A 12,525-nucleotide genomic window follows, 5' to 3' on the forward strand; every position below is an offset into this window, starting at 1 on the left:
TCATTTTGTCTGCATCAAGTGCCATATCCTTATCCTTGGTTCATACGGTTGAGTGTAAATACTGTAATTACATACAGTACTCACACCGTACTCTCGGTCCATGAGGAGATCAAAGTAATGATAAGCATTATCATTTGTGATGTCGATGGCACAATAACAAAAGCATAAAAAAGTGCATGTCCGGCTTTAAGCGTGGTTGCAAGGATGAGGGAAGCGTACGTGGGAACAGGTAAAACCGGAGAAAGTCAGGCGCTATAGGATTAGGACCCAATCACCGGGAAATGCCGCGCTAACATGCGTTGAGACGAAGTGGTGCATCCGTATCAGCAGGCTAGGCACAGCATCCTGCATCACCAATACACCGGTCAGAGCATGTGTTAAGCAGGGCAGATTGAGAGTGCGTTAGCATCCGGCCCCAGGCCATCGCGTACTGGCATTGAAATGCAGGCAACACGCCACAGCCGTAAAGGCGCCCACCTATCCCTCGTATCCTCGGGCTGAAAACGAAACACTTCATGGCGGAAGATAAAGGATATTTAAGGGGGTATGTGAAAAAATCCGCTGCCCGTGCGTTATTCAACAGCTACCGTCAGAGAAGAGTGCTGGTGCGATAAGATGGGGGAAGTCAGGCACGGGAAATAAGCGGGCATATAATCATCCGTCGATAAAAATAAAAATGCCACAGAAACACATTTGTCGAAACAAATGGAATTCTGTGGCATTTTAACAACTACACACTTTAAGTTCCTGGTGTTGGCTAATGTTGCCACCTAACTCTGCGGTCAGGTTTTTTTTGCTTATTACTTCTTATGCGGGGATTATACGGGGGGAGACGCATCCGGATAGTTGTACTAAGGTGTAATAAGGCACTGTACTTAGTGACAAAAACTCTACGAAAATCAATAGGGAAAGGACGTTAGACAGGAGAGGTACAAGCATGCATTCTCGTGTAAGAAATGACCAGAAAATAATAGAAACGTTACGCGACTATATCGAGAGGAAATTAGTTTCGTACGGGCCTTTGAAATATACTTATATGGTCATTAATAAGAAGAATCCTACTAATATCTTTGTGGTGACCAGTTATCCCGATGAATGGGTCAGTATCTACACCACACATAATTATCACCATATCGACCCGGTTGTGCTCACCGCGTTTAAACGCGTATCTCCCTTCGCCTGGGACGAAAACCTGACGGTGCTGTCGGATTTAAAATCATCAAAGATTTTTTCGCTCTCAAAGAAATTCAGTATCGCCAATGGGTTCACCTTCGTGCTGCATGATCACAGAAACAATCTGGGCATGCTGTCGCTGATCATGGAGGCAGGAGACGAGAAAGGGCCAGAAAATAAGGTGGCGCAGGACATGGACCGGTTGCAGTGCCTGTTGATTAAAACCCACGAAAAAATGCTGATGCTTAACGAAAGCGCCGCAAGATCTTCTACGGGACCCGCGGTGAACAGCGGTAAGCCCATCTTCTCCGCCAGAGAAAACGAAGTGTTGCATTGGGCCAGTATGGGCAAAACCTACGATGAGATTGCCCAAATCACCACTATCACCACCCGCACGGTGAAATACCACATGGGAAATGTGGTCCGCAAGCTGGGGGTCATTAACGCCAAGCAGGCAATCCGGCTTGGCGTTGAGCTTGAACTGATTAAACCTGTTCTGGTGTCACCTGCAAAGACATAGGCCATTGGCACAGCGCTGTGATGTCTGACTCTGACTGGTCGCTGATCCTTTTTGCGAGCAGGTGTTGGTTATGGTGGTCTATCGGAAGGCGCAGAAGATATATGGGTTCATTGTCACTGACAAACCCTTCCTTAATCACCTCTATCTCCCAACCTGAGCGTTTAGCTATCGTTAGCATGGCGCGGCTGACAATGGTATAAATCCCGGTGTGTCCATGATGACGTGCGTAATTAATCATCGACAGAAAAAGGACATAACTTATCGGGTACCTGCTGCCCAGCCATGCTTTTGCCCGGTTCTTATCGACAAAGAAACGGCTTGATTCGATATAATCACCTTCCGGTAATTTCACGTCACCAAATAAACGTTGGAACGTATGCGTTATCATATTCGGTAAACGCAAATCAATGAAACGGACACTGCAGACCAGCTGATTATCATAAATTCCCAGCATGTAGCGGGTATTTGAATTATCAAACTCGTCGAACTCCATATCGTTACTGCAATTAACGGCCCAATCCAGACGGTCTTTAAAAGTTTTTTTCCTCAATTTGTAAAGGTCTTCCGAACGCCTTTCCGTCAGGTCGTTGTAACTGACATCAAAAATTTCTAACATTTTCTTTCCTGATAATGAGTACGGTCGAAGATAAGGTAATTTCAATCTGTCCTGATTATTGCAATAAATAATCGACAAAGAAATCACAGACTGTAGGGAGATTGTATTCATCAGGGAGGGGAGACGCCGCTCCTAACCCCCGGAGAAAATGCGACGAGACTGTGCTTTTGATTCGCTGCTGCAAATCCTTTGTTGAAGGTGAGCCAACCCTATGTCCACTTCCCTAGGGATAGCATTTACCTTTATTTATTGCTGCCGGTGGGCGCCTTTATCGGCAAACCAGGAGGGGACATGAGACTGATTTCACCTATCAGGCGGACGGGCAAGCCCCGAACATGTGTGGGTGCCCGTAATGAAATGGCGAAGTAAGGGGCCTGATTCGGGCATCTTGAGTATGTTAAACCGTACAGAGCATTCCTCTTCACCCGGCGTGCCGGAGGGAACGCCGGAACGGGCCGCTCAGAGGCTACTGTTGAAGGGATGCGGCAATATTCATGATGTCTGCCGGGGCACGATTTTGGGCGAGTAATTTGCTCATGTGCTCCATATAGGGCGCCATATGCGCAAACATAGCCTGGTAACCCTGGCACAGATGATTATTGCCAACGTTTTCATCCCGGCTTATCCGATGTTTTGGACAACCGCCGTTGCAAAAACGCAACCATTCACAGTAGTAACACGCCCTGGAGACATTCAGTTTCGATAAGCCGAACCGACGCTGCTGCTTGCCGTAAACCATACGGTCTAAGTCGTCGGTATTGATATTGCCCAGCTTATGGGAGGGGTAAACGTAGTGGTCACAGCTGAAGATATCTCCATTTTGTTCAATGACCAATCCCTGACCACAGGACCCGTTCATGACGCAGAGGCTGGGCTTTTCGCCTAACCAGATCCCAAAAACGTTATCGAAGAGCTGCACAAACTTCCGCCCCACATCATGTGTCACCCAGTAATCAAAAATAGTGATGATAAACTGTCCCCAGGCTTCACCCGTCACAGACCAGTCCGCCAGCTTTTTAGCCGGCGGATAGAGGGTGTTTTCCGGCGCCGTGGGAGGGGCATATTGCTCAACGATAGGGATGAACTGCACATAGGACGCGCCCAACTCTTGCGTGATAAAATGATAGACCGAAAGAGGCGAGTGGCAATTCACACTGTTGACCGTGGTTAATACATTGAACGCTATCTGGTACTTCTTCAAAACAGCGACCGCCTGCATCACCCTGTCAAATGACGTTCTGCCGCTGTTGGAGTAACGGTAGAAGTCATGAATTTCTTTCGGCCCGTCAATGGAAATCCCCACCAGGAAGTGGTTTTTTGCCAGAAACTTTCCCCACTCATCGTTGATCAGCACGCCATTGGTCTGGATGCTGTTGCGAATTTTCTTGGTCCCGGCGTAGGTGTTCTGCCAGAAGAGCACCCGTCTGAAAAAAGGGATCCCCGCTAATGTAGGTTCGCCCCCTTGCCAGATGAATTCCACTTCCTGCAAGGGGGAGGCGGCAATATATTGCTTCACAAAACTCCGGAGCGTTTCATCGTTCATATGCCGGTTACTTTTTTTGACAATATTGAGAATGCTCTGTTCCTTACCCAAATAAAAACAGTATTCGCAAGAAAGGTTACATTGAGAACCTGTCGGTTTGGCTATTATATGAAAAGGCTTTTTCATTTACTTACCTCGATAACGAAGTTTGAAAGTTTTTCGACAGTTTTAAATAATGTTTCAGTTTGTTAAATGGCAGGCAAGCCAGTGAATTCAGATGGATATAAAAACCGGCATGCCGCCATTTCACCGTGTTACGTTATTAGTCTCTCAGATACCGCTCAACATGTTCTGGGTCTAAATCCCAGGTCAGGCCGTGCAGTGCCGGAATATAGTGACCATCGTCTTTAATGCCTATTTCACTGGCAAACTGGGCGTTGAGCTGAGAATTGAGTTGCATCATCACTCCCCGATAGTTTTCATCGTGTGCCAGATTGGTCATTTCATCGGGGTCATTGACCGTATCATAAAGCTCGATGTCATTATATTTCAGTAAGAAATCAATTGTTGTGGGCGTATGGTGCTGGCGTAAAGAGAAGTAGCGCGTAAATTTATATTTGCCGTCATACACCATTCTTACCCCGCCGCGTTTATCCAGGTTGGGTGTAAACGTGTTAAAAAGACGCTGTTTCTCAGTTTTGGTTAGCGCTTTGTCGCGGATGACTTTGAACATGTTCCCGATATAGGTGGCATCGGAATACATCAACATATCATAACAGTAAAGGATGCTGTCCCTGACGGCGTTCACCGGTTTCTTGTCCGGGGAGAATAACAGGTCACTCAGGTCATGGCCTTTGCGGGAGCTGAGGATCTGACTTTTATTCAGGTTCTCCTTACCGGTGAGCGCCACCAGTGTGGGCACAATATCTACGTGGCAGGTCAGGGCAGAACACGATTTACCGCCGGGGAACGCCGGGTGCACGATGGTCAGCGGCACATTCACCTGTTCTTTATAAGTGCAGGTGCCTTTCCCACTCATCTGATGTGCGCCGCACAGCTCCCCGTGGTCGGCCGTATACACGATAATGGTGTTCTTCGACAGGTCTAGCGCGTCTAACTCATTCAAGATGCGCATCAGTTGGGTGTCATTATCGCGGATGCAGTTGAAGTAATAATCCTGCAATTTTCGCCACCGGCGGTCCTGGTCGGCGATGGTGCCCACCAACACCCCGTTACACATCTGGTACTCCTCATGCGCATGCGGGCGACCCGGCTCATTAAACGACTGGTGTCGGGATTGGGCTAATGGGACATCCGGCCAGCCGTTCTTATACAGAGTGTTTTTGGGCGCCTGGTTGGGCGTTGAGCTGTTACTGCCGGCAATCAGCGGGCCTTTCCACTGGTTTTTCTCGCTGTCTTCGTCGGTGTCGATATACATCACATCATGCGGGTTCACCAGATTGACCGCCAACATCCAGGGTTCGTTTTTATCTTGTTTGGTGCGCCCTTTTCCCCGTAACCAGTTGATTGCCTGACTGGAGGTCAGCTCGTCGTAAAGGTATCCGCCCTGACTATGACCGATGACATCGCCCACGCCCGTGTAGTCATGAAACCCGTACTCCTCCATGATGGCATGGAGTTTTTCGCGTGGAATGTCGCCAAGCTCGGTGGTGCCGTCAGGGTTCTTCTCCACCGGGTCTTCCATGAAGGTATTGAGGTGCCATTTCCCCTTATAGGCTGGGTAGTAGCCGATCTCCTGCATGATATGGCCCAGGGTACCAAGTTTCGGGTCCATACTGTTGGGCATCCACGGAAACCCTGGGTTATCAAACATGCCCGTTTGCGGCATGTGCAGGCCGGTGTAGAGCACAGAGCGGGAGGGGGTACAGACGCTGCTGCAAATGTGATGGTTAGTGAATTTGGTGCCGGTTGCGTAGAGCCTTTCACGACCCGGAACAGGGAAGGGGTATTTCTCAAAATAGCGTTCCTGGTCTGAGACGATAAAGAGAATGTTATAACCGTCAGGGATCGCCTGCGGGGGCGTAATATTCTGTGACCGGGAATAATCTTTTGTTTCAGGGTTTCCCTTCGCATCTTGGGGTTTTCCAGCAAAGGCCATTTTTGAACTGATAATAGAGGCGGCCGTCACTGCACCGGTGCCAACAATAAAAGAGCGCCGTGACACATTTTTTGTGTTTTTCATAACATTGTTCCTTGTTAATTAAATCAAAGTATAAAAATGTTAAAAAATTGCGGTGTTTCTCTTTCTTAGAGGTATTGCAATGAAGAGTGATTCTTATTGTTATTGAAAAAACAGAGTGTCCTACAGCATTGAAAAAATCACTGTTAGGATATGTAACATGATGATAGAAAGCGTTGGGCTGTTAAATTTTCACCAGGTAACATTTTGGCTGATATATCTGAATGTCATTGGCTTTTATTCTGTTTCAATGTAATCAATGCCACCTTGCTATTTTTCCTGCAATTAAAGCTGGGATTCATGTTATTAGTGCAAAGCACTATGCGTGGGAATAAATTGGCCTATTGGGCGGGAAATGTTCCATGCCGCCATGGAGTGAAGCCTGCTCAACGTCGCCGGCGATAGCGACGTCAGCACCGCCACAAAAAATCATGCAACGATGAGAAGGGCAACACAGGGAGTTTACAGATGGCATACTCGTGCAATGTTGTCTGTCCGCATTAACGTTCCCATCAAATCCATCGGTGAATGGGTAATGAGCTGCGGGCATATCATCATGAAAGTTAAGACGCAGTCTCTTACATAAAGATGGCGCCCTATGTGGGATATGATGGCTCGCTAAGTTTTGACCTTCTAAAAGCATTTCGGATGAGGCTATTTCCATGAGTAAAGATTCCTGGGTTGGCAGAATTACGAACGAGAATTTTTTTCTAAATTATTTGTAAATCCACTCACTCTAAGACAAAGAATGGTTTTTCGAATGAATCCCTTAATTGGGGTCCTACTGTTTAGTCATGTCGCTTGAGGATAGGGCCCCAAGTGAGCAAATGGCCATCATGCTGGGAGAAAAATGTCTCGCCTTAATTTGTATGGGAGTCATTCCCCTCTTGCTGTGGAAATGGGAGTATGACAGCTCTTCTTTTTTGTTGCCTATAAGTCACATTAAAGAATGTAGCATAGACAAGTTGTGACTCATAGTCTTCACGTGATTCCATAATCTCTTTTGGTGTTTTTTTACCTAAAAAGTGAGCTGAATCGAATAAGTTATGATAACGGTGAAAAAAACGTTGCAAAGGAATACGCATTTCTACAAGCCGAAGCTCCGCTGCATGCACAGCAGAGCGTGCTTAACCGAAGTGAATGTGCATCAGGTGAGGGCACATGTGCTATTGCTAAAATAACGCGAGTGACGCGACGTCAGGTTCTTATGTTCGGGCTGGTTCACGATATAGAAACAGAATAGGGTGTTTGTGACTCATAGTCCGTGGTCTGATAAGCATCTAGGCGTCATTTTGGCGGCATGATAAATACCTTTAGCATTCAGGCCCGTTTCGGAGCCCACATTAAAAAACTCAGGCTACAGTCTGGTCTGTCTCAGGAAGCTTTTGCTGATAAATGTGGATTAGATCGCACGTATATCAGTGGAATTGAGCGCGGTGTAAGGAATCCAACGCTACAAGTGATCAGTGTTTTAGCGGGTGGATTAGAAGTGAAAATCAGCATGTTGTTCGACTTCAAATAGTTTTTGGCCGAAAACCACCTGTGATTTTTTTTGAATTTTTTATAACAGGATAAGCGGCAAACACATCTCATCTGTTGCTTTTTGCCTCATGTGTCTGCCCTCAAAGTACGGTCCTGCTCTACGCATAGAATGAATGGCAGTGAAAACAACGAACTTTGCTGAAATGATAAAATGACTTAATTATCACGATATCCCCTCGTCAATATGGTCATGACCCGTGGACAGGATGATGAGCTGGACATGTATAACCTGCTCGGTACCAAAGACTACCGCAGGGAACTGGACAAGCAGTTCAAAAATCCCCATTCCAACTTCAAGATAGCCATCGTGGTAGACATGTGGTTGACCGGTTTTGACGTACCCGAGCTTGATGCCATCTACATCGATAAACCTCTGCAAAAGCATAACCTGATCCAGACCATCTCCAGGGTTAACCGACGCTTTGAGGGGAAAGAGAAGGGGTTAGTGGTCGATTACATCGGTATCAAAAGCCGGATGAATCTGGCATTGGCGATGTATTCGAAAGCGGATAAATCCAACTTTGAAGATGTTCAACAGTCACTGACCGAGGTGCGTAATCACCTGCATCTGCTTGCACAGGTATTCCATACTTTTGACAGCCGTCATTACTTCTCAGGGACGCCCACTTTACAGCTGGAATGCCTGAACCGTGCCGCTGAGTTTGCGCTCCAGACCAAGAAGATTGAGCTGCGGTTTATGGGACTGGTAAAACGCCTGAAAGCCGCTTATGACGTTTGCGTCGGCAGTGAAGAGATCACTCAGGATGAGCGTGAGCGAATTCATTTTTATCTGGCTGTGCGTTCTATTGTCTATAAGCTTACTAAGGGCGATGCGCCTGACACCGCGCAGATGAACCAGAAAGTGCGTGAGATGATCGCCGAGGCGTTAAAGGCCGATGGTGTCGAGGAAATATTCACGCTCGGTGAAGATAAAGCGGAGACCATCGACATCTTTGATGACGAGTACATGGCGCGTATCAGCAAAATTAAGCTGCCTAATACCCGGATGCAATTGCTGCAAAAGATGCTGGCAAAAGCCATTAGCGATTTTCAAAAGATTAACCAGCTGCAGGGAATTAACTTCTCCAAGCGTTTCCAGGCCTTGGTTGAACAGTACAACCAGCGTAAGGAAAATGACGTCCTCAACGGCGAAGAGTTTGACGCTTTCACCCAACAAATGACCGATATGGTCTACGACATCAAAACCGAGATGATGTCATTTGCCGATATTGGCATCGATATGGAGGAGAAGACCTTTCTCGATATCCTGGCGCTTATGTGCCAGAAGTACGACTTCACCTACGACGACGACAAGATGTTGGCCTTGGCTAGAGATATGAAGGTGATCGTCGATGACAGCGCCCAATACCCAGACTGGAGCAATCGCGACGACATCAAGGCGAAGCTGAAAGTAGACCTTATTCTGCTGCTGCGCCGCTATGGTTTCCCTCCTGTAGCCAATGATGAAGTTTATAAAAGTGTGCTTGAGCAGGCGGAAAACTTTAAGAAGTATCTACAAAGCTGATTAATTAACTTGCGATTTGGCATAGATACTCATTATGAAGGCATGACTCACATCGGGCTTACTCGTCAACGGGGAGCAGGACATACCGGGGAAGATATTTACTGTCGAATTTGTGTAGTAGTTTGGGCAGTTGTGCAAAAGAGGTGAACTTAGAGCCCGCGGTTGCTGATTTTTACCGCTCTTTCATGCCCGACCTACTTATAAGTGAATTCACCTGTCAGCGTATTCCTACTCTTACGTTACTGATCTATTTCTCTGAAGTAATTAAAAAGGCGGAGGAATTAAAAAGGGAACAACAGTAGCAATTAAATCACTGATGGGGGCGGAATAGGTTGTTTCAGACAATTCGCCGAACGTTCGTCGGCGAATTGTCTAAAAAGAGGTGTTATATGGCAAAGTCTTCCAGTGATTTGCCTGAATCAAGAAGGTCTTTGATAGCCTTAGGAGTGCGCCCCTGGCCGGTCCATGTTTTTGTCTCACCATTTTCATCAGTATACTTATATTTAGCCGGGCGAGGCTCACGTGTCTTCTTAGATTTACCCGCTGAAAGTGAACCTAGGAGTTCAGTTGGATCGATGCCATCTTCAAGCATTTGTTGACGATATTTTTCAAGTTTAGCTTTACGTTCAGTAATTTCAGCAGATGCAGCTTCATCTTCCTGACGGCGATCTTCAACGATTGAGGTAAGTTTTTCTAAAATTTCATTCAAAGTCGCAAGATCGACTTCACGAGCCTGTGCACGCAATGTACGAATATTATTTAATGTTTTTAGAGCTTCTGACATGAGTGCCACCTTACAGTTTAATATGGGGTTATTCATTCATACGATACATCAGTAAATATATCATGAAATCAAATATGCTCAATTTATTTATCTCTGTTGTCATCATTTAGAAATAATATGTCATTCTTTTTTTACGCCCAGTTTCTAGAGGTTTATCCCTCTTAGGAAATAACTGAAACCCCATTCTGCACTGGGCTGGATGACGCCTTACGACTTTGCCAAAAATCTGCCGGTTGTCAGAATATGCAGCCAGAATGAAGCCGGTTATTCTTGAATATGAATGGGGCTCATACGGGGCGCGTGTCAACAATATTATCCTCAGCCCCTGGAGTGGTTCTCACATCGGGGTAGTTTACTGTTGTGTGAACTGATTATACGGTGGGCCAGTCTGTAACAACTGAAACTTGCCAGGTGCGACACGATCCGCAACTTTCTGAATGCCAAAGGTGGCCGCACAATGGCTCTTACCGAGCAACGTATTGCGAGTTTTGATAACGCGCTCCCATTGACGACAGACCCGTGTGTTATAGAGGCCAATGCTTCGATGGCAACAGCACTGGCGACATAAAGTAAAGCCGTGATTGAAATCATCACAACCTAAGAAGAACGAATCGAAACGTTGTTTGACGCATTGCCAAATGCGGGGCAGTATCAATTACTTCCCGGCATTGGCCAATGGCCGGGATCCTAGATGCTTGCTGCACTTTGTGATAACCGTGACCGGTTTAACAGCGATGAAGAAATTCAAAACTACGCAGGTATTGCACCGCTGACAGATTGAAGTGGCCAGATATTCTGGGTTCACTAGCAATGGCAATGGCAATGGCAATGGCAATGGCAATGGCAATGGCAATGGCAATGGCAATGGCAATGGCAATGTGCGAAGTTCGTCAGGCAGACCTTTGTTGAATGGGCTGCCAAAACGATTAACTCATCATACTGGGCCTGACTTTATTACCCGGGCCTGCGAGAAAAAGGGAAGTCGCATTAATTAGCCATCGGGACTCTGGCGTTTTGATGGATCAGGATCTTTTAACGTTGCCCGAAGACCCGAATCCGCTACGGCGAAGCGAAATATTTGCTGTCACTCAATCCATCCAGGGCACAAGCTCACCAATATAAGTGTGTGTGCAACAGCGGCAAGTCACCTTTACGTCTTTTCCTGTAATCGAAGAGTTTACCTGTTGCAGAATTCCCCTCCCATCGACATACAGGCCCGGATAATAGCTGCTTTCGCCAATGCACACTAAATCCCTTCGCTCATGCTCATGTAGCGCGACCAACCAGAATACAGGCACTGTGGTATCAAGACGGCCACATACTTCGCTGAATATCTTATCCCACGGTTTTCCAATCTGTTTGACCAGAAAGTAAAATAATGGCGTGTAGTCCCGGCCACGCTTTTGCCTGCCATGCATTGTCTCGCGCTTTGCCAGTAGCTCATCTCCGACTTTTTTACGATTGCGTTCCCAACGATACTCAGCACCTGGATTATTAGAATGATGCCGCGTAGTCGTGTTGACACTACGATAAAGTTTAAAGGATTTGTGTAGTTGATGAGAACGCATCGCTCAATCTCCTGCATCCTTTCTTTAGTGAGCCGTTAACTCCTACTGGAGCCATATTCGATAGTGTGTGATTGTATGAACAATGGCATGGTTAAAGCAGTCTCATTCTGCTGAAATAGCTCCCCGCTAACAACTACAAAAAAGTGCGCCTCGGGCTCTCAGAATACGCTCAGACCCAGCATGGCGAGGAAAGAATCGGTATCAATCAGCACGCTCCGCCAATACTGACAAGTTCAACGGCTCTACGTGCAATAATTCGCTATGATGAAAAAAATGAAAAGGATATCGAAGATGAAAACAGTCGAATTTCTGCTGTACACCCTAAAACCCGGCACTGGGAAAGACTTCCACAGAATTATGACGGAGCAGAGTGCTCCACTTCACCGTTTAGCGGGTATGGATATTATTTCTTTTGGTATGTCGGCACATGACAACGACGCATACTATCTGATCAGAGCTTATGACAGCCTATCCCAGCTCAAATCTTCTCAGGAATCTTTTTACAACAGTGAAGAATGGCGTCTTGGCCCCCGGCAGGCCATTATTGATAGGGTCAGCGTCAGCGTTAAATCGGTGCTTATGCTTAACAACGGTGCCATTGATAATTTACGATCCAATTGACTGTGCATCTATGCGTATAAAAGCCGCGCAGGCGGCATTTATATTGCCTGCCCGACACAGCAAAGTTTTTAGGCAGAACTGTTAACTCTTCCCCGAGCCGTTCACCCGATGATCTGAGGTATCTCACCGGCAGCTTTGAGCGAGGAACGGACCTTCGTGATTGGCAGCTTGGTGATTTACTAGTGTGAATGTTTGTTAATCATTTGGGAGCAGGTCTGCGGGCTTGCGAAACGGGAAATATGAAGAAAAAATAACCGACATTACTAACTGAAGATTGTATCTAATCCTGGGGGCAAGTCACAAACATGGAATGAAAGAACATCAACTCAACGCACCGTTGACAAAGATTGACCGTGAGTGTTCTGACGGAGAAAGAAGATAGTTATTGAGTGCGATGAAGAGAGTGCATTGCCCTGCATAAGGATGTACAGTCGTAATTGACCACTACGATAATTAAAATTCAAGTTAAAGAATAGCTTGAATGAACTGTGCA

8 protein-coding genes and 2 pseudogenes are annotated in these 12,525 nt (G+C 46.4%); 5 read left to right on the top strand and 5 right to left on the bottom strand.

Translation table 11 applies throughout. The features are described 5' to 3' along the window. The first annotated feature begins 937 nt into the window (after positions 1-937). Entirely contained in the window at positions 938-1,693 is a 756-nt protein-coding gene (locus tag D5398_RS24175) for a helix-turn-helix transcriptional regulator (protein ID WP_120509895.1), read from the top strand. Here the strand turns inward: D5398_RS24175 and eagI are convergent. From eagI to D5398_RS24190, 3 genes are all read right to left on the bottom strand, one after another. Next, the gene (eagI, locus tag D5398_RS24180; RefSeq protein ID WP_120509896.1) at positions 1,659-2,309 is read right to left on the bottom strand and encodes an acyl-homoserine-lactone synthase EagI; all 651 of its coding nucleotides are present in this window, start codon (positions 2,307-2,309) and stop codon (positions 1,659-1,661) included. The two genes, D5398_RS24175 and eagI, sit on opposite strands and share 35 nt — an antisense overlap. A 466-nt stretch (positions 2,310-2,775) precedes the next feature. Then, positions 2,776-3,978 carry an anaerobic sulfatase maturase gene (locus tag D5398_RS24185; protein ID WP_120509897.1) on the bottom strand — a complete coding sequence of 401 codons (1,203 nt, stop codon included), beginning with the start codon at positions 3,976-3,978 and terminating at the stop codon, positions 2,776-2,778. Positions 3,979-4,114: 136 nt separating this feature from the next. Then, positions 4,115-5,995 carry a sulfatase family protein gene (locus tag D5398_RS24190; protein WP_244216838.1) on the bottom strand — a complete coding sequence of 627 codons (1,881 nt, stop codon included), beginning with the start codon at positions 5,993-5,995 and terminating at the stop codon, positions 4,115-4,117. A 1,297-nt stretch (positions 5,996-7,292) separates the two neighbouring features. On the opposite strand from D5398_RS24190, the gene D5398_RS24195 reads away from it, so the two are divergent. Both D5398_RS24195 and D5398_RS24200 read left to right on the top strand, forming a co-directional pair. Next, positions 7,293-7,514 (top strand): helix-turn-helix domain-containing protein, encoded by a 222-nt coding sequence (locus tag D5398_RS24195; protein WP_119823965.1) that lies wholly within the window; start codon positions 7,293-7,295, stop codon positions 7,512-7,514. Positions 7,515-7,706: 192 nt separating this feature from the next. Continuing rightward, positions 7,707-9,059, top strand: a pseudogene (locus D5398_RS24200) (type I restriction enzyme endonuclease domain-containing protein); the annotation flags it as partial. A 385-nt stretch (positions 9,060-9,444) separates the two neighbouring features. Here the strand turns inward: D5398_RS24200 and D5398_RS24205 are convergent. Next, positions 9,445-9,843 carry an H-NS family histone-like protein gene (locus D5398_RS24205; protein WP_120509898.1) on the bottom strand — a complete coding sequence of 133 codons (399 nt, stop codon included), beginning with the start codon at positions 9,841-9,843 and terminating at the stop codon, positions 9,445-9,447. A gap of 304 nt (positions 9,844-10,147) precedes the next feature. On the opposite strand from D5398_RS24205, the pseudogene D5398_RS24210 reads away from it, so the two are divergent. Beyond that, positions 10,148-11,011 (top strand): annotated as a pseudogene (locus tag D5398_RS24210) (transposase); the annotation flags it as partial. Here the strand turns inward: D5398_RS24210 and D5398_RS24215 are convergent. Continuing rightward, entirely contained in the window at positions 10,932-11,411 is a 480-nt protein-coding gene (locus tag D5398_RS24215; protein WP_120509899.1) for a hypothetical protein, read from the bottom strand. The pseudogene D5398_RS24210 and the gene D5398_RS24215 overlap by 80 nt on opposite strands. A 291-nt stretch (positions 11,412-11,702) precedes the next feature. Between D5398_RS24215 and D5398_RS24220 the strand changes: the two genes are divergently transcribed. Then, positions 11,703-12,032 (top strand): NIPSNAP family protein, encoded by a 330-nt coding sequence (locus tag D5398_RS24220; RefSeq protein ID WP_120509900.1) that lies wholly within the window; start codon positions 11,703-11,705, stop codon positions 12,030-12,032. Positions 12,033-12,525: the final 493 nt, after the last annotated feature.

Source organism: Rahnella bruchi, assembly GCF_003614975.1.
Classification (GTDB): Bacteria; Pseudomonadota; Gammaproteobacteria; order Enterobacterales; family Enterobacteriaceae; genus Rahnella; species Rahnella bruchi.

Excerpts from the sequence above, each read along its gene's own strand:
- D5398_RS24175 (WP_120509895.1), top strand. The coding sequence starts at position 938 with ATGCATTCTCGTGTAAGAAATGACCAGAAAATAATAGAAACGTTACGC.
- eagI (WP_120509896.1), bottom strand. The coding sequence starts at position 2,309 with ATGTTAGAAATTTTTGATGTCAGTTACAACGACCTGACGGAAAGGCGT.
- D5398_RS24185 (WP_120509897.1), bottom strand. The coding sequence starts at position 3,978 with ATGAAAAAGCCTTTTCATATAATAGCCAAACCGACAGGTTCTCAATGT.
- D5398_RS24190 (WP_244216838.1), bottom strand. The coding sequence starts at position 5,995 with ATGAAAAACACAAAAAATGTGTCACGGCGCTCTTTTATTGTTGGCACC.
- D5398_RS24195 (WP_119823965.1), top strand. The coding sequence starts at position 7,293 with ATGATAAATACCTTTAGCATTCAGGCCCGTTTCGGAGCCCACATTAAA.
- D5398_RS24205 (WP_120509898.1), bottom strand. The coding sequence starts at position 9,843 with ATGTCAGAAGCTCTAAAAACATTAAATAATATTCGTACATTGCGTGCA.
- D5398_RS24215 (WP_120509899.1), bottom strand. The coding sequence starts at position 11,411 with ATGCGTTCTCATCAACTACACAAATCCTTTAAACTTTATCGTAGTGTC.
- D5398_RS24220 (WP_120509900.1), top strand. The coding sequence starts at position 11,703 with ATGAAAACAGTCGAATTTCTGCTGTACACCCTAAAACCCGGCACTGGG.